Annotated in this window: 15 protein-coding genes and 4 pseudogenes; 9 read left to right on the top strand and 10 right to left on the bottom strand. The window is 58.7% G+C overall.

All coding sequences use genetic code 11. From position 1 onward, the window contains the following. Nucleotides 1-694: 694 nt before the first annotated feature. Nucleotides 695-1,050, bottom strand: a pseudogene (locus IVB01_RS00940) (IS66 family transposase zinc-finger binding domain-containing protein); the annotation flags it as partial. A gap of 582 nt (nt 1,051-1,632) precedes the next feature. Continuing rightward, nucleotides 1,633-2,004 carry a hypothetical protein gene (locus IVB01_RS00935; RefSeq protein ID WP_247494196.1) on the bottom strand — a complete coding sequence of 124 codons (372 nt, stop codon included), beginning with the start codon at nt 2,002-2,004 and terminating at the stop codon, nt 1,633-1,635. On the opposite strand from IVB01_RS00935, the pseudogene IVB01_RS00930 reads away from it, so the two are divergent. Then, nucleotides 2,003-3,274, top strand: a pseudogene (locus IVB01_RS00930) (IS256 family transposase). The gene IVB01_RS00935 and the pseudogene IVB01_RS00930 overlap by 2 nt on opposite strands. A gap of 58 nt (nt 3,275-3,332) precedes the next feature. Then, a pseudogene (locus tag IVB01_RS00925) lies at nt 3,333-3,540 on the top strand (transposase domain-containing protein); the annotation flags it as partial. Here IVB01_RS00925 and IVB01_RS00920 read toward each other — a convergent pair. The 6 genes from IVB01_RS00920 to IVB01_RS00895 form a co-directional block, all read right to left on the bottom strand. Further along, nucleotides 3,507-5,591 (bottom strand): secretin N-terminal domain-containing protein, encoded by a 2,085-nt coding sequence (locus tag IVB01_RS00920; protein ID WP_247494195.1) that lies wholly within the window; start codon nt 5,589-5,591, stop codon nt 3,507-3,509. The pseudogene IVB01_RS00925 and the gene IVB01_RS00920 sit on opposite strands and share 34 nt — an antisense overlap. A 143-nt stretch (nt 5,592-5,734) precedes the next feature. Continuing rightward, nucleotides 5,735-6,268, bottom strand: coding sequence for a hypothetical protein (locus IVB01_RS00915; RefSeq protein ID WP_247494194.1), 534 nt, complete (start codon nt 6,266-6,268; stop codon nt 5,735-5,737). Between the two features lie 140 nt (nt 6,269-6,408). Beyond that, on the bottom strand, nt 6,409-7,509 hold the full coding sequence (locus tag IVB01_RS00910) for a hypothetical protein (protein WP_247494193.1): 1,101 nt from the start codon (nt 7,507-7,509) through the stop codon (nt 6,409-6,411). A gap of 42 nt (nt 7,510-7,551) precedes the next feature. Further along, the gene (locus IVB01_RS00905; RefSeq protein WP_247494192.1) at nt 7,552-8,535 is read right to left on the bottom strand and encodes a hypothetical protein; all 984 of its coding nucleotides are present in this window, start codon (nt 8,533-8,535) and stop codon (nt 7,552-7,554) included. Nucleotides 8,536-8,542: 7 nt separating this feature from the next. Beyond that, nucleotides 8,543-9,064 carry a SycD/LcrH family type III secretion system chaperone gene (locus tag IVB01_RS00900; RefSeq protein WP_247390373.1) on the bottom strand — a complete coding sequence of 174 codons (522 nt, stop codon included), beginning with the start codon at nt 9,062-9,064 and terminating at the stop codon, nt 8,543-8,545. After that, nucleotides 9,061-9,336: a hypothetical protein gene (locus tag IVB01_RS00895; RefSeq protein WP_247334012.1), complete on the bottom strand. Its 276-nt coding sequence runs from the start codon at nt 9,334-9,336 to the stop codon at nt 9,061-9,063. The genes IVB01_RS00900 and IVB01_RS00895 overlap by 4 nt, the downstream gene beginning before the upstream one ends. Before the next feature lie 839 nt (nt 9,337-10,175). Between IVB01_RS00895 and IVB01_RS00890 the strand changes: the two genes are divergently transcribed. The 7 genes from IVB01_RS00890 (at nt 10,176) to IVB01_RS00860 (ending at nt 14,934) form a co-directional block, all read left to right on the top strand. Further along, nucleotides 10,176-10,556 (top strand): hypothetical protein, encoded by a 381-nt coding sequence (locus IVB01_RS00890; RefSeq protein ID WP_247334011.1) that lies wholly within the window; start codon nt 10,176-10,178, stop codon nt 10,554-10,556. A gap of 29 nt (nt 10,557-10,585) precedes the next feature. After that, entirely contained in the window at nt 10,586-11,023 is a 438-nt protein-coding gene (locus IVB01_RS00885) for an EscI/YscI/HrpB family type III secretion system inner rod protein (RefSeq protein ID WP_247494191.1), read from the top strand. 6 nt (nt 11,024-11,029) lie between these two features. Next, the gene (gene sctJ / locus IVB01_RS00880; protein WP_247494190.1) at nt 11,030-11,806 is read left to right on the top strand and encodes a type III secretion inner membrane ring lipoprotein SctJ; all 777 of its coding nucleotides are present in this window, start codon (nt 11,030-11,032) and stop codon (nt 11,804-11,806) included. Further along, nucleotides 11,803-12,528, top strand: coding sequence for a hypothetical protein (locus tag IVB01_RS00875; RefSeq protein WP_247494189.1), 726 nt, complete (start codon nt 11,803-11,805; stop codon nt 12,526-12,528). The genes sctJ and IVB01_RS00875 overlap by 4 nt, the downstream gene beginning before the upstream one ends. Next, on the top strand, nt 12,507-13,133 hold the full coding sequence (locus IVB01_RS00870; protein WP_247494188.1) for a FliH/SctL family protein: 627 nt from the start codon (nt 12,507-12,509) through the stop codon (nt 13,131-13,133). The genes IVB01_RS00875 and IVB01_RS00870 overlap by 22 nt, the downstream gene beginning before the upstream one ends. A 68-nt stretch (nt 13,134-13,201) precedes the next feature. Further along, entirely contained in the window at nt 13,202-14,509 is a 1,308-nt protein-coding gene (gene sctN, locus IVB01_RS00865; protein ID WP_256464821.1) for a type III secretion system ATPase SctN, read from the top strand. After that, entirely contained in the window at nt 14,497-14,934 is a 438-nt protein-coding gene (locus IVB01_RS00860) for a YscO family type III secretion system apparatus protein (protein WP_346658360.1), read from the top strand. The genes sctN and IVB01_RS00860 overlap by 13 nt, the downstream gene beginning before the upstream one ends. 1,156 nt (nt 14,935-16,090) lie before the next feature. Here the strand turns inward: IVB01_RS00860 and IVB01_RS00855 are convergent. Together IVB01_RS00855 and IVB01_RS00850 are read right to left on the bottom strand one after the other, a co-directional pair. Continuing rightward, on the bottom strand, nt 16,091-16,288 hold the full coding sequence (locus tag IVB01_RS00855) for a hypothetical protein (RefSeq protein ID WP_247494187.1): 198 nt from the start codon (nt 16,286-16,288) through the stop codon (nt 16,091-16,093). A 75-nt stretch (nt 16,289-16,363) separates the two neighbouring features. Continuing rightward, nucleotides 16,364-16,536 (bottom strand): annotated as a pseudogene (locus IVB01_RS00850) (transposase); the annotation flags it as partial. Nucleotides 16,537-17,439 lie beyond the last annotated feature (903 nt).

The raw sequence follows: 17,439 nt of genomic DNA, 5'->3' as shown, positions 1-17,439 counted from the left end.
CTGGCGCAGCCGCGTTGACGCGCTCGGCAGGAAACTTCATTCACCATCACGGCGACTTACCGAACCACAACAGTAGTTTTCACTGGGCCAACGTCTCCAGGATCGTATTTGTCGGAACCTACTTCCTAGGAGAAGAGCAGGCAGCCGCTCAACGGAGTAGCATCCACCTCTCCATCTACTCACGGTCGACCAGAAGCCAATACAATTTCGATATGGGGTCAGCTGATGACGGTATGCCTTTCAGGAACAACATGCTCAGCGTCCGATGGCCGATTTGAATGAGCAGAGACCTGTGCTATTTTCGGAGGTCACTCACACATTCGGCTGATCGGCATGACGTCCCGTGACTGGCAAGGGTCTTCGCGGCGTGCTTGTCTGGTGAGACGCAGGCCATGTTATGTTTGGAGTGCTGGCCGACTAAGATGGACTCGATTTTCGATTCAGAGGCTTGACTGGAAACAGTCGCGCCGTTTGACAGATGGGCCGGTTAGTGTCCCGGCGTCTCGTGTGCGTGGAAAGCAATGATGCTTGCAAGCGAAGCGGATACCGGATGGCTATGATCAGTTCACGATGGCTTGCAGTGCGACCGCTCGTCCGGAGTATCCGCGATCCCGGATGAGGCGTGGTCCATCTTTTTGGTGGCTGAGCTTAATCGAAGCGAAGTGTCCGATCCGTACGGAGTCGAAAGGCGCGCTTCCGTCGGAATGCCTCCTTCAATGATATGGGCCGGCGCCGGCGCCTGACGACGCCGTCCGCGTTCCTGAAGGCGTACTTCGGACGACGCGTGACGATCACACGGAACTTCGCCGGCACCACATCCAGACGCTCCGCCAGACGACGCTCACCGCCTTCGAGGAACTCCTTGGACCAGCCATAGTACCTTGAGGCGGCAATGCCCTCGCGCCGGCACAGCTCGGGAATATTCTCCTCGCCCCGCAGCCCTTCCAACCGGGTCTTCTCTTCAGCTGAATACTGCCCGCGTGTCTGGCGCCGAATGTCCTTTACCACTTGTTCTGCCGGCGCTTTGCGCGGTCCGGATTTCTGCTTCATCTTCGCTCTTGGCGGCTACGATGAACCAGAAATCCGACCCCTCCGCAAAACCGTTCAATTTGTCTCACAAGCCTCTGACGGCGAACACATCGCCGCTGCGATGCTCTGGATTAGAGCCGTCAACGCGACCTAGCTTTCCCAACGCGAATGGGTTTCAACATAGAGCGGTCAGCTTCCAACTAAGAAGCCGGTTCAAGCGGTCCCGCCACGCGGGGTCCATTTCACGGCATCCTATTGCCGGGAGCCGCGGTCGGCGGCATACCGGAACTGGATGTATCGAACATCTGATGCTCATGATGTGCTTTTAAAGCGAGCCATTCCGTCCAGGAAATGGCATCCGCTTCTTACCTGGCGTTCTATGATCTGTGCACATTGCACTTTGTCGGAATTGTGCAACATGTCTGCCAGGGTCATCAGCAGCGTTGTACGCCCCATGCCGCCCCGGCAATGAACATGCAAATGAACATCACCCGTATGAGCGACGTTTCGCAACTCCGATACAAGTTCATTCTATTTCAGCATCGGTGGGGCGCGCATGATCTGGTGTCGGAATGCGCAGATACGCCGCACCCTTTCTTTTAACTAATCCTCTTCCGTTTCTATTTTCACTTTACCGAAGTCGAGAGCCTTTGGAGGCGCCGAAGAAGCCTTTCCCTTTACGACACTCCCGGATTCTATGGTCAGACCAGAAGGAAATTTAGTCGGTAGTTTTGCGAGCTTCTTTGTCTCCTTCGCGGGAATAATGTCAGCAGGCTTTTCCACGTTACCCCAATTGTAATTATCTGCAGCAAACCAGGATATTGGTTCTCCTTGGAACTCTTGCCTAGTATCTATAATGACGAGCCGTTTTGGAGGGGATGTCCCGGGTTCTGTTGAATTTCTGAAGAGGTCGGCGTTGCCCACCTTGAGCCGGTAGGCTCGGGGTGCTGATTCCACAAAGGAGAGCAACGCCATGACGAGAGATATCACACCGGCTGGTTCGCCGGCGACCGGGGCTGTGGACGAAGCGTATGCAGAAGTGCGGGCGAGCTTCGATCGGTTCTGCCTTGCGGCAGGGATCGAGGCGCTCGGCACAATGATGGAGGCGGATGTCACGGCTGCCTGTGGGCCGCGCCACGGTCGCGACGCGGCGCGGCGGGCGCACCGTTGGGGCCGAACGTGGGGGCGGATCGGCTTCCACGGCGGCAAGATCGAGGTCGAGCGCCCGCGGGTCCGGGGCGTGGACGGCCGCGAGGTCACGATCCCGAGCTGGGACGGCTGCGCAGGAGGATTGGCTCGGTCGCTGGGCAATGAACCTGATGCTGATCAATGTGTCGACGCGCCGGTTCGGCCGCGCTGTCCGGCTGCCCGAGGGTGACGTGCCGGCACCGCCCGGATCGGGGGTTTCGAAGTCGGCGGCCTCGCGGAGGTTTGTGGCGCTGTCGGCGGCGCGGCTGGCGGACTTCATGGCTACCGATCTGTCCGCGCTCGACCTTCTCGTGGTCCAAATCGACGGGCTGCATCTTGGCGACGATCTCGTGCTGGTCGCCGCGATCGGGGTTGACGGCGAAGGCAACAAGCATCCGCTGGCGCTGGTGGAAGGGGCGACCGAGAACGCCGCAACGGTTCAGGCCCTGCTGGACAACCTGGTCTCGCGCGGGCTCGACCCAACGGTCCCAAGACTGTTCATCGTCGACGGCGCGAAAGCGTTGTCGAAGGCGATCCGCCGCACCTTTGGTTCGGCCGCTGCGATCCAGCGCTGCCAGATCCACAAGGCGCGCAACATCATGGAACGCCTGCCGAAAGAGCACCATGCGGCCAGCCGTCGGGTGCTACGCCAGGCTTGGGAGCTCGATGACGCCGACAAGGCTGAAAAAATTGATCCGCAATCTCGCGCGTCGACTCGACCAGCAATGGCCCGGCGTAGCGGCCAGCATCCTCGAAGGCCTCGACGAAATCCTGACTGTAGTCCGGTTGAAGCTGCCGAAGGAACTTCGTCGATCGCTCGCCTGCACCAACATCGCCGAGAACATGATGGGCACCATTCGCCGCGCCACGCGCAACGTCAAAAGCTGGCGGGATGCCCGCGTGGCCTTGCGATGGGTCGCGGCAGGCATGATCGAGGCCAACAAGCGCTTCTAACGTTGAAGGCGCATAAGCAATTGTCGGCTCTGCGTGCGGCCCTTCAAGCTCACCACGATCGCAGACAATCAAGCCAGTTGCCCACGTGACGAGGGCCGCGTAACATTCATTCCGGCAACGTCGGCCTGACGTAGTTCAACACCGATCGGGACATCCCCCACAAAAACGCGCCGCTTGCCGGATCCGACGGTGGGACCGAACACTGGACTGTCGTCGCGTCCCTGGTCGAGACCTGCAAGCTTAACGATGTCGATCCGCTTGCGTAACTCTGACGTCCTGATTAACGTCACCAACGGACATCCCAACCGCGACATCGTACAGTTTCTGTCCTGCGCCTACCGCGCCGAAGCCCCCAAAGCCGTGGCGTGAGAACGACGCCCACGTTGGGGCGTCAGGTGGCGGCCGAGATCGGGGGCTAGCGATTCGAACTTCTCCCGCAGTTCCTCAGTCAAAGCCCGCGCATCGGCGCCACTCTCAACCACCCGAGGATTCAGTAACACCAAGAGCTCGGTTCGGTCCTTGGCGTGCTCCGTGCTGCCGAATAGAGGCCCCAACAACGGAATGTCCTTCAGCACGGGAGCCCCAGAATCCATCCGGTTGGTGCTATCCTGCATCAAACCGCCGATCGCGATCGTATCACCGTTTCGTGTCGATACGGTGCTTTGGAGGCGACGTACCGAAATGACCGGGGATTGGACGTTGGTCAGTGTGTTCTTGTTCGCCGTACTGACCTCCTGAAAGGTGTCGAGCGTCACGCTACCCCCGGCGCCGATGCGAGGTGTTACAGCCAAAATGACCCCCGTGTCGCGCAGTTCGACGTCGCTCACGATTGATGAACTCTGGCTTAGCGTGGATTGTGAGGATCGCGTGAGGACCGGAACCTGATCGCCCACTTCAATTGTCGCGGTTTGGTTGTCAACTGTGAGAATACGTGGCGCCGATACGACCTTGACGTCCCCGAGGCCACTTAGCGCGCGTAGCACAACGTTGACATCCCTATTTGGGAACACATAGGACAAACCACCTTGTGCAACGGCACCCAAATCCAGAGAGGAGAGAAGATAGTCGACACCGTATCGCAAATGATCGCTCAACCGCACCTCCGCAACAATGACCTGGATCAGGACCTGCCGCGGCTTGACGTCAAGCCGATGAACTGCGGTTTCGATGATTTTGTCGTCGTTCGGCGTTGCTAAGATCACGAGTGCATTTTGGCTGGGATCCGCCTGGATCCGGACCGGCGCCGACAGGCCAAGACTGACTGCGGAGACCATCGCATCGTCCTTTGCTTGCGTTGTTGACGCGGCCGCATCTGATCTTTCGTCCGACAGGCCGGGAACGTTTAGGGGCAAACTCGATCGATCGGATGCGCTTCCGATTGACAACTTTCCAAACGCTCCCGCGGGCTGCGCGCGAGATATGGCACTGGGCGGCTGAGCGCCAAAGATTTGTGCTAGTACCTGCGCCACTTCCGTAGCCCTTCGGTACCGAAGTGGACGCACGTGAACGTTTGCCGCCGCCGCCGACGTCTTATCCAGCTTGGCGATAACCCGACGAACTTGCTGAAGTACCGCAGGGTCGTCCGCTACCACAAGAATGCCGTTCAGCCGCTCGAGTGGCGCAAGCCGAACGCGCACTCTGCCCTGGTCATTCTGGTTGAACAAGAAACTGAGTTCTCGCTCTACCGCGGCCGGACTCGCCTGAGCCAGCGTATATAGCGCAAAGGATTTGTGAGCCATAGCATCGGTGTCAAGTAAACCGATGAGTTCGCGCACGGAACTCACCGAGCCGGGCGGCCCACTGATGGCAATACCTTGTTCTCCCGGCGCGGGTGTCAGACGCACGCTCTCCTCGACGTTTGGTCGGATCATCTTGATGACGTCGGCTGGATCGACATAGCGAACGGGAATCACTTGAACATCGCTTCGTACTCCGCCGGCGAGGTCGACCAAGCGCCCCACCCGAACTCCGCGGTCAACCACGGCCAGTCCGTAGCCGTACGGTGCTAGCGCTTGGTCGAGCAATCGCGGCACATCACTCACCGGGATTTTGCCCGAGGTCCGAAGTGTCATTTTTCCCCCAACGCCCGGATCGATGATGACGGGCATGCTCATAATCTCGCCCACGACGTCAATCACAACTTGCCGAATATCGGCATTTGCGTAGTCGAGGCTCACGCGAGTGCTATCGGAGGTGACCGGCAGCCGCCGCTCCACCGAGGCGGTGACCGGCCGAGTCGGCGGCTGTGCCAGCAGTTCAAAGCTACGTGCTTGCGGTTTCCCCGCCGAGAGGGAGGGCTCCGACGCATGCCAGCGGACGCTTGGCGAAGACAGCAGAACACCGCGTTCAGCAATCGGGTCGGAGCCGGCACATTGGGTGAGTAGCAGACAAAGGAGGGTTAGCAAAATCCTGTTAGACATTGAGGAAGTAGCGTTCCCGCGAAAGAATGCGCATCCATCCAACTTTCCATCCAGCGCCGCGCCCGCGCTCATTGCGACTGTGAGGACAGTTGGGCAGAACAGGGATGACGACCCCGTCTTGCACTACTTGTTGGTGCGGTCTCTCAACGAGAGTTGCCAATAATCATCTCCTTGATCTTTTGATCTTTCGAAAGAAGGTTGGACATCAGTTCAGCAACCTGATTGAGCTTATCCAGCAGCCCCTGCAGGTAAATCAACGCCATCTGTCCTTCGCTGTTGGCACCGTCAATCGATGCCTTAAGATTCTGGATGGCAGCATCGAATTGAGACTGCACACCTCTCTTGCCGCCATTTTGCGCGTCGTCGAACATAAGTTCGAACCTATCGCTATTAGGGTTTACGCCCCAAGTTAAACTCCTTTTCTGCTGGTCCTCAGTTGCCTCGATGGGAATGCCTTTTTGGCGCATCCATTCAAACACATCCTGGGTCTTGCCCTGCGAATCGACGAAGGTGCCGTAGTCCTTAGCCGTCTTTTCATCGGTCGGGCGATTGGCCCGCAGGGCCGCCAATGCCTTATTCATATCCTTCAGCAAATTGTTTCGCGCTTGCATATCGTCGTATTCGGATCGGACTTGATTCAGGTAGATGTCATGCCGTTCCATCAGAACCAGCATCATGATCGAGCACAAAGGGAGGCCACCCGGGAGAACATTTCCTACGCTGTTGGCCGACGCATACGGCTGGTATCCAGACATTGCATTGATCATCTTACGCCATTCTCAAAGCTCAGACGTTTGTCGTCGAACGTGCATTGCACTCAAGCCATATAGACGATTTTGCTTCTCGCCTCGGTATCGGCACGACGAATTTCAGCAAGCTTGCCCAGAAAGTCTTGAATCACCGTCTCATAGCTTGCCATGAATTCACTCTCGTCCTCCATCTGCGCCCGCGCCTTGGTGCCGTCCGCCTCTAGCTTCGCCTTCTCCTCCTGGTAGTGCGTCGCGCCCATGTTCAGGCCGGCTCCCGGAAGCTTAAAGGCTTCTGTTGCGATTGTGCCCATGCCATTCCATCTCATCGCCGCCTGCTGAGCTGCTGTCTGTGCCTTGACAGCGCGCGTAAACTCAAGAGGGTCCGTCGTGCTATCGGGCGCGTCCAGCCTAAGTGGGTCGCCAGGTGTATTGCCTCTGCTCGATGATGTGCCCCCATCCAGACGTGTCATCTCGATGTTGTCTTCCGAGGGCCGCGCCTCGCGCTCCGGAGCTCGGGTAGATTGCGCTTTGCCATGAGGCGTGTCGTAGAGCTCCGGCCCGCCTTCCGGTTTGTCTAAGCGCTGCGTTCGACATGAAGGGCTGTTCGGGGGCGTCTCCACACTAGACTTCGGGAGCGGCGTCTGGATCTTGGCCTTGTACAGCTCGTCGAAGCGCGCCTGGATCTGGCGAGCACCCTTGAGGTTCACACCGGCGCCTAACATCGCGCCGCCAGAAATGGCTATTGCGCCGAACAACTGGCATAGTCCTGAATTACGAAGCGCCTTGGCTGCAGCTTCCTGCGCAGCGATCTCGACGTTAAGCGCAGCCGACCGGTCCGACCTCGCCGCCTTGCGGAACTCCGCATTGAGCCGAACGATGAGCGCGGCGACTGCTGATATGTCGTTCCCCGTAGCAAAGTCCTTCAGCTTGACCTGGATGTTGGAAAGCTTCTCGTGGATCACAACGTCCGCGAAATTCGGTACACCAACCGATCCCCAACCCCGCGCCCCCTCAACCGGATCTGTAAGAGGGCGAGTGATCTCGCCTTCTGGCGCGTTTCTGCCGCGGACCGTAGCAGAGCTCAGCACGCGCGGAAGTTGTTGATGCGAGGCAGGATCCAACAGGTCGCACCCGCCAACGGTCGTTTCACGCTCGATCGCAAATACCATCGCTACATTCCTCAAGTTCGATAAGTGGCCCCACGCAGCCTGTCAGGCGAAGTGCCTTACGAGATTGGCGTTGGAGTCACTCTGCCTCTCAATCGCCTCGGCAACCCTCTGTGTGATCATCGTCCTGTCGAGAAGCAACTGCTTGATGAAGTCCATTTCATCGTTTTGCAGTGCTCTCAATCTTGCAATGCACTTGCTAATGTCCAACGTTTCCGCTTGGGCGTCCGTTGCCTCCTTCTGTTGGATGCCATTGGCGATACCGGCGCCAGCCTGGCCCAGCGATGCCACTGCCTCGCCGACTCGAGCCGCCGTCGAAACTCTCTGGCCTATCTGAACAGCCTTGACAGAGCTAGACGGTATCAAGGCGGTGATCCGCAATCCACTCGCAGCTCCATTAACGAAGCCGGCGCCGACCGTTAGCACCGAGATAGCAAATATGATGCCAATCGTGATGAGCGCGCCCGAGGTTTTGGCCTTGCCGCCCTCGATTCCGTCTTTCTCGAGACTCTTCACAATTGCCGCGGTCATCCTATCGATGACGCCCGTCTCGATGAGACTCGCCACTCCAACGCTCACTGCCGCCGCCATGACTGCAAGAGTTCCGCCGGTGGCGACGGCAGCCAGGACCGTCAATCCGACCGCCAGCCATCCGAAGAACTTCATGATGCCGGAGCTCTTCTTTGCTTCTGCCAATCTTTTTGCCGCTTCAATGATGCTTTTAGCGGTTTTCTCGTGCAACTGCCTTTGCTGCTCTCCCCAGTGTCGCGCGTCTTCTATTCCGGCTGCGACCTGTCCATCCGTCATCTTGGTCTTCAGAGCCAGAAACGTGGTAAGGAGGTCAATCGCATCGAATGCACGTGGTGCTGGTAAGCTTGGAATCGAACCTGACGCGACAGCCTCTCCGGAAACCGGTTGCAGCAACAGGTTGGCGTCGGTCTTGCGGTCATTGCCCGACAGACCGGTGGCGGAGGCACTGAATGGCAGCGACCCGACTTCAGGGAGTGTTTTGCTCGTCAAAGCCCTCATGTTCACTCTATCCATGGCTGGACCCTAGTTGGGATTTGAGGCGATTAAGCATCATCAGCCCACGCCCGGCCAAAGCCTTGTGTTCGGGCCTTCCGACACTCAGCGCCAAGGCATTTTCGAGTGCGGTGATGGCCGCTGTGGGATGATTTAGTTTGATGAAGCATTCCGCAGCTCGAAGCGGGATCTGCGGGTTCTCACTATCCAGGAGCCTGGCCAGCCGATAGGCGTGCATGGCGTTCTCTGGGTCCCCAAGCATCTGACTACTAGCAGCCAGACCAAACCAGAATCGTGCGTCGATGTGCCGGTGTAGGCACAAGAAGCGAAAGAAATTCCGCGCCTCTTCGTACTTGCCGCAAGAATAGTAGCGATGGCCAAATACATATAGGGCCTCAAGCTCATCGTCCGTGATCCCAATGACGCTAGCTAGGTCCGCGGGCCCTGCCACGAAGTCGATGGCGAGCTGTGCCAGCCGCTCGGTGTCTGTCGCATCACCACCATTCAATAGCTCACCGTCCGCCATCCTCATCATGTCACACTCCGTTGAGACGGCTTGGTGCTTGGAACATGCGACATTGATTGGGGGGCTGGCAGGATGTGACTGAGCGCCGCCTGCTCGTCCGCATACGCCCTTTGAAACGCTTCGTCCTGATCGGCGACAAATGCAGAAATTGAAGCGGCACTCATAGTGGTGTCGCCCAACGGGCAAGCACTACGGCCAAGTTGTTCGCGAGCCCGCGTCAAGAGACTATCCATCTGTGCGATGGTCTGTCGCGCAGCCTCCATCGTGTTATCGAGGTTCATTGCTCCTCCCAGACGGTCTCCTTGGCAACGCACTGTAGCGCTTGCAGGATTCGAAACCGCTTGCGCCACCAGCCCCGCTCAAAGGGGCAACGACCTGCTCTCAGCAACGAGCGCTCAAGGCCACCGACAGGCATCGTCTGCTGCCGATGATAAGATGTGCCAGAATCCCCTTTCTCCTCACGACGAGAACTTTCCCGCAACTGGCCTAATGGCATTCCCCCGTGTCCCGGTTGGATCAACGCCTCCGCACGTCACTACTAGAGGCGGCGCATGGCGCAAAATACTTGATCGCTATGGAGGCATAGGCGCCCGGTATGGATCGGTGCGTCTCGGTGCGAGCGCTTGAGACGGCGGGCTAGCCCTGAAGTACGTGTCGTTGCGTTAAACAGCCGTTCGGCAAGAACTCGTCGCCGTGTAGCACGCATTTTTGGCCTTAAGCAGGTAACGATGAGGATCGCATTGACGGCGGATTTGGTTCTGCAGTCGCCTTGGACGAAACGCCGCGAGCAGCTCACACTTCGTGCCGGACCGAGCGGCTGGCGGAGGGCGCCACTATCCATAGGCTACCGTTATGACTCCATGCCCGTATTGTATTGGCGCCGAGCGAGACGCCGAATTAGATCATTATGAGAATAGATCGCTTGCAGCGCGCAACGCCACTCGGCAGACGGTCTCGTTATGTGGTGGCGAAATGAGTGCTTGGTCGCGGCACGTGTTGCGAGCGTGCGCACTTTCGGAGCTCAGGCGCGATGTTTTCCCGGCGGAGGTCGGTGGCAGGACATGACATGGATGATCGCCAAACGACACATGGCTCGGTTAGGGACAGGGATTCGGTATGTATGTCTTTGTTGTCGACTTGTGCGACACCCGACAGTCGCTCCGGCCTGCTGCGACGTCTCACCGAGGCGGCGTTCTTGGCTTGTGTCACGAACGACGTGGTGAGGGCGAGGCGGATTGCGAAGGGACTTGAGGTCATTGCGCCGGGCAGCCGGGAGTGTGTCATTGCTTATGCGGTTGCAGATCTGACGGCAGGCGATGTTGCAGCAGCGCTGGAACGCCTCGATCCTCTTGCCAAGGCGAATGATGCATATGGGATGGCGTTTCAGGCGCTGGCTCTTGGGCTTAATGGACGTCTAAGCGAACGCGATACTGTGCTCAGGAGCCTGCCAAGCGGCCAGCCCGGCCTCGAGGGGTTCCTCACAGCCTTGGGCCAGACCTAGCCAGCCCATACCGCAGGAAAGGACATCTAATGAGCAGCGTAGGTAGTATCCTCCCGCAAACAGGGCCAGCCTTTTTGGCGGTCGAGATGCCAGTCACATCGAAAGTATCGGCTGAATCCGTCGAGGCGTTTCGAGCCGCACTCGAGCCGCCTGTGCCATCGCAGCGAGCTGACGAACCGCTGATCATGGCTGGAGGCGAGCTGACGGAGGAGGGAGGGGGGGCGGCGCGCGTTCCTCGCCTATCCGATGATATCCTCAGTGGCATGGAAAAACTGAGCGCCGGTTTTGCAGAATCCATGCAAGGCGTGCACAGGGCCGCCGAAGCTATGAACGCGGGGAGCATCCGCTCGGCTGAATGGCTCGATGCGCAGGTCCAGCTGTCAGCTATGGGCCTGCAATACGACATCGTGACCAAGGTGGTTGGGAAGGCGACCCACACTCTTAACACTTTCCTGAGCGGCCAATGAGCCACGGTGACGCGGAGCGTGGTGTTTGTATTGAAGCGGGCGGTGGCACTTCTGGTGCTATTCACGCTGGTCGGCTGCGGATCGAAGATTGAGCTCTATCGCAACCTTTCAGCGCGCGAGGCGAATGAAATGCTTGCATTGCTTATGCGGCAAGGCATCCACGCGGAACGGACGGCCGAAACCGGCGGCACGACCTCGCTCGTGGTGCCAACAGAAGACGTGCCGCGTGCCATGGCTGTGTTGGACAGCGCCGGCTGGCCTCGCGATCATTTCGCCGATATGGGCACTCTCTTCAAGAAGGACCGGATGATCTCATCGGACACAGAAGAGCGTGTGCGCTACATTTATGGCGTCACACAGGAGCTTTCGCAGACTCTGTCCAGTATCGACGGCGTGCTCAATGCCCGAGTCCACGCGGTGTTGCCGGAAAGCGCGAGTGACGATCGTAGTCCACCCGCCCCGCCAACTGCCGCTGTGCTCGTCCGTTACAAGCCTGGTGCCTCGATCGATCAGGTCGTGCCGAAGATCAAGGAGCTGGTCGCAAATAGCTTGAAGGGCCTGTCCTATGATCGGGTCTCAGTTGCCCTTGTGGAGGCAAATCAGGACAATACCACGCTTCGCCGAACGGAAATGACTGCCGGAGCGTTCGAACGTGGCGACTCATCGCGCCTCTTGATCGGCCTCGTCGGCGGCATGGCGGCATCGCTGATTGGCAACGCAGTGCTCGTCTGTCTCATATGGCGGCGGCGCTTTAGCGATAGGAACGGTATGGCAGCGTCATGAACTTCGGCGAAGCGAACAATCCGACTGTGCTCGCAATGAGCTCAGCAACAATCCAGGATGAATGGCTTGATACGTCGTGGGCGGGAGCGATGATGCGCTGCATCGCCGATCCTGCGGCCGATTTCGATGATACAATAGCAACCGATTGGCCCGAATGGATGCCTCTGGACCTTGCTCAGTCCGACCCGTTTATTCGCGTCAAGCTTGGACGTTGGCTGCTTCGTGGCCAAGGTGGTGAAGCGTCGGCGATTATTTCGGCCGGCATCGCACCACGAAGCCGGCTCGCATTTCTGCCGACGCCGGACGCTGCACGCCTTATCAGCTTCGCTGGAGCTTGGACCGGCGTGTCCAGCCTCATCGGCCTTCTTCGGACAGCCGATGTTTTGGCGGCACGCGCCGTTCTCGGAGAAGAGGCTTTGGCATTCGTTTCGCATGCGGCCTTGCTACCGCGACCGACCGCCGAACTGATGTCCGCGGTTAGCGCTTCCGAGATGCCGGCTGGGCCTAATGCATTCCTCTACCGCGGTGCGGCGATGTTCGGCCTTGCGATAGGCGCCATCCCACATGGGCTGCGCGCCCGACTACGATTGCGCCGACCTGCAGCGATCTGGATGGTGGTGGCGGACGCCTGCCGTGACGACAGTGCTGGCGAAGATGGCTTTCGTGCGATGCGGCGCCTGGCCCGCAAAAAGATGCCAACATGGTCGCATTGGTTCAACTGACGTCTGGCAGGGTCCGCATCCTGGGCCGAGGGCGGGTCCTGCCGGCGGAAAACGCACAGACGATCGTCGACGCGGAGCAATTGCTCGCTCAGGCGCGACGCGATGCGGACGCGCTGGTGGATGAGGCACGCGAAAACGCAGGGATGATCGAGACGGCAGCCAAGGAAGCCGCGCTGATAGCGGCGCAAGCGACCATCGAACAACGTTTGACCGCGATCGCCGTGGCGTCTCTGCGGATCATGGAGGAGAATCAAGAGCGGATTGTCGACATGGGCCTACAGATCGCACGTCGGCTAATCGATACCATCGCGCCGGATGATGCGGCGGTGCAGATCGCTTTGAGTAGCCTGAAATTCACGGGTCATAGCTCCCTCGTCCGCTTACGCGTGGCACCGGCGCATGTCGAGACGGTTCGCAGAGAATTGAACGAACTGCTCTCGACGGCGACGTCGCGCGCCGTCGTCGAACTGATTTCTGATCCGCGCGTCAAAGATGCCGGATGCATCCTTGAGACTGATGCTGGACTGGTCGACGCCACGATCGAAAGCCAATTAGCGGCGATCGAAGCCGGCCTGCGCAGCAGCCTAAAGGCCTCTGCAACGTGATTTCCGAGCGACCCGAGCAGCCAACGGCAGTCACCGCCATTCATTCTTCGCACGACGGAATCGATCGCTTGTTCCAGCTTGCTCACACGGTGGTGGCGCAGACGTCGGCAATGAGCGTCCGCGGCCGAGTCCTTCAAATCGTCGGGACAATCATCCGTGCAACCGCACCTGGCGCCCGCATAGGCGACCTGTGCACGCTCCGCAATCCCGAGAACAACTGCGAATTGTCCGCGGAAGTCATCGGTTTCCAGCACGACATCGCCATTCTAACACCGCTTGGCGAAATACAGGGACTCTCTACCCTCACTGAGGTGATCCCGATGGGAGAGCCCCTCACCGTGCCCGCGGGCTGGAACCTGCTTGGCCGGGTGCTTGACGGTCTCGGCCGCCCTCTCGACACATCCACTCATGGGCCCCTGCTTCCAGAAACCCGCGTGCCAGTCCAAAGCGAGGCACCGGGTCCCTTGACCCGGCGCACAATTGATCGCGCTCTTCCAGTCGGCATACGGGCGATCGATGGTCTTTTGACGTGCGGGGAAGGACAGCGCATGGGCATCTTTGCCGCAGCGGGCGGCGGCAAGAGCACACTACTGTCGATGCTGGTGCGTAGCGCGGCGGTCGACGTGACAGTGATAGCGCTGATTGGCGAGCGTGGCCGAGAGGTGAAGGAGTTCATCGAACATGATCTCGGCTCAAAAGGCCGACGTAGATCAGTTCTTGTCGTTGCGACCTCCGATCGTTCCGCGATGGAAAGGGTGAAGGCCGCCTACGTGGCGACGGCGATCGCAGAATGGTATCGAGATCGGGGACAGCGTGTGCTGCTTCTCATGGATTCGGTTACGCGCTTTGCGCGCGCACAGAGGCAGATTGGTTTGGCGGCCGGCGAACCGGCCACCCTGCGAGGTTTCCCGCCTTCGGTCTTTGCAAAATTGCCGCAGCTCGTTGAACGCGCCGGCAACAACGAGCGCGGATCGATAACCGCGTTTTACACTGTGCTCGTTGAGGGCGATGACCTCACCGACCCCTTGGCCGATGAAATCCGTTCCATCCTGGATGGCCACATTGTGCTCTCACGCACCTTGGCGATGTCAAACCACTATCCTGCTATCGATGTTCTGGCAAGCGTCAGTCGTGTCATGAGCACTATCGTGTCGTCGCGGCATGAGAAGTTAGCAGGTCAGCTGCGGGCGCTGCTAGCTAAATACCAGGAGGTGGAGCTATTGATACGGGTCGGCGAATACAAAGAAGGTGCCGATCCGCACGCTGATGCCGCAATCGCCAAGATAGAGAACATAAGGACCTTCCTGCGACAGCCGAGATATGAACAAATTAGCTTCGACGCAATGCTTCATGAGCTTGCCACGTGCCTGGAATAACTCCCGAGGCCGTACATCAATTGCTTGAGTTGAGGAAATTGCGGCGCCGCCGGGCCGATGAGACTCTACGAGTGCGGCAGTCAGCCATCGAGAAATCCGATGCCGCTATCGAAGGGGCAAGGACAATCCTTCGCACATGGCGGCAAGAACGGCCTCGTCTGGAATGCGAGATATACGGTTCGCTGATCGGAAAAAAGGTCGCTCTCAACGATCTTGAGGAGGCGAAGGCGAAGGTGATCTCACTGCGCGAGCACGAACGGCTGCTTGAGCGGCGCCTTGATGAGGCACTGTCGGAAAGCGAACAAGCCAAGCAGGCGCGTGAGGAAGCCCACAACGCCGCACGTAAGGCATATCGGGAGCTCGAGAAATGCGACAATTTGGTGCGTGCCTGGAAAGTCGCGCCGCTGAAGGAGAGGGATCTCTGATCTGTGGATCTAAGGAGCGGACCACCCAAGGGTGCGGGTGCAGTCGGTTGTGGTTGGTGGACTTAGAAGTTTAGGAGCGCCCCTGTAAGAAGTCTGCGATATCAGCGACCAGACCCCACCGAGTCCATCCGCTGAGCTTGCGAAGTTCTCGCCGAACTGGGTGGCAAAACTGGCAATTGCGTTCATGTAACCGATCATCGTCAATCGTCGTCAGCATTCCTGATGGCGAAGGAGCAGCTTTATCGCCGGCTAGCCGTGGGCGGTCGGCATAAGGATTGCTGCTTTCAAACACGACGCGCTGGTCGATTGCGTCAAACTGTTCTTCGCGAGTGACAAGCACATGAGGTCCGCGCTGCACTGGCTGCGTCATCATCGTGAGCCCGGTGCTCCACCTCCTCTCAGGCGAGTACTCCCCTCGGAGCATGACGAGATGCGCATTGACGAGGCGATCAAGCAAGCTGCTAGGCGCCGGAGATGGGAACCGGGAACCGCAGAGTGCTATGCTCGGGTTCTTCGCAGATTGTCGCAGGACCTCGCATCGCGAGGGCAAACGATCGCTGCATTCGATCACAGCGCGTTGGCCGCTCACGCTATGCAGACTGCACCAGAGTTCGAAAAGATAAAGCTTGGCCCGGCTCTGATGGCGCTTCGTGAGTACCGGCAACCATTGGAGGATCTCTCCTCCAAATCCCCGCCAAGCTTTGCTGCGGCGAAACGTTCGAACGCGGCGGATCATCTAGCTCCGTTGCCGGGCGCAAGTTGGAACACCGCAAACGTTTGCCGAGGCGTACCGTCAGCCCACTCGCGAGCTGACAGTGCAAATCAGCCAAGCTCTTTCGGAGTGGGGAGTTCGAGGCATCGAGCTCCAATCCGCCAAATTACCCAGCTTACGACCCCTCTCCGCTGCTTAGTCCATCATCGCACGTCTCTCCACACTTGCAGCACAGCAACCAACAGCCGCAATCAGAGCAGCGCCAGACCGCATACGTAGTCGGCGCAATATCCGCAACTCGCGTCCGGAGGACTCTTCCTCAGGCCGCTCCCGAGGATCAAAAGCTCATCCAAGCAGCGGTCCAGGCCGCTGTTGCACGCCTAAAAATAGGACGGAACACAGCGCGTGATTGCACGAGAGTCCTTCTCAGATTGGCGGATCATCTCAGGGGGGCGCGGCCAGACCCCTGTTGCACTCGATCACGATGCCTTGGTCGCTCACGCCGATCAGGTCCTCAAGTAGAAATTCGTCAACAAAGTCGTGCGAGTTTCTGGAGGACGGAATCGCCGGTCTTATGGCCGCGAGCTGTGTGCCTTCATCGCCGCGCATCGTCAGCATCGTCTTCGAGCGTCCGGTGCGCATCGGGTCTCTCCTTCGATCGGCATATGGCTTATCGCTCACAGACGTAATAACATCCAACGTCAGGTATTGAGCGCACTATCGTGCCGCTGCCGCCGATGGTGAGTGCATCGCTTCGCCGGAAAGCTCAGCCCGTGTCGGTTGTTCGCTCAGGATTGCACAGACCAGGCGAACGATGGCGCCTTCGTTTGGAAAAGCCCGACCATCTCGGTCCGCCGCTTGATTTCATCGTTGAGGCGCTCGATCCGATTGAGTCCGGCGCGGCAAAAACTTGTGTGGCCGAACACGTTGCGTTCGGTCGCACTCGTGAAGGGTAATAAAGTGCACAGTCTGGGTGCGCGGCACTGCCCGCGCCACAACAGCTTCATACTTGCCACCCCACCGCGCAGGCCACTTCGTCGCCTTGACACGCATTTTCAATCACGCGCAACGTGGAACGCTATCTTTGTCTAGTCATGGGTGATCGACAATAACGTGACCTACGTCGGGTGACGGATGAACAGCATCTAAATTCCGCTGATTAGACGGCGGGCACGCCTGCATTCCCGCTGAAGAAAGGTCTCCTGGTCCAAGAACGGGCCGGCATGACATTTGCTACCTTCGGACAAGGTTAAACTGATCTTGAAACGAGCTTCCTACACCGCCGCTGCGGCTTGTCGGCGTGACAAGATCAATCGAGACTTAGGAGACGGCGTCATGCTCCGGCAAAACGGTGGTATCAGTTGGACGATCCTTATTTGCTCGGGGAGCCGATGGTATTGACGCTGGATGCCCCGTGCATCTCCAATCGCTCTGAGGGCGCGAACACTATTGATCGGTTCCCGCCACAACACTGTTTCGAACACGACCATGGGGAGATTGCAAACGTCGATTCGGAGCGATGCTTAGGACGGTCCCGAAGCCTGAGAATTCCACGTGCATACGGTACGCTAGCTTACTTCGTAAGCTCAGCGAATCTCTCAAGAACAAGGCCGCCCGGGGAATCGCAACTGAGCTGCGTGCTGAGGATGCCAGCTGCGACTGACAAATGGATCTCAACGCCCGGGCGCGTCGTACCGCCAAACGCTGAACATTGGGGGGCGCCGACCCATGTAAGGCGGTTTCTACCATTGTCAGGGAACGGCGAGCGGCGATTTCGAATGCCACGGGTATTA

The organism is Bradyrhizobium sp. 164 (assembly GCF_023073715.1).
GTDB lineage: Bacteria > Pseudomonadota > Alphaproteobacteria > Rhizobiales > Xanthobacteraceae > Bradyrhizobium.
The sequence above is the reverse complement of the archived record's forward strand: the minus strand, read 5'-3'. Positions and strand labels throughout refer to the sequence as shown.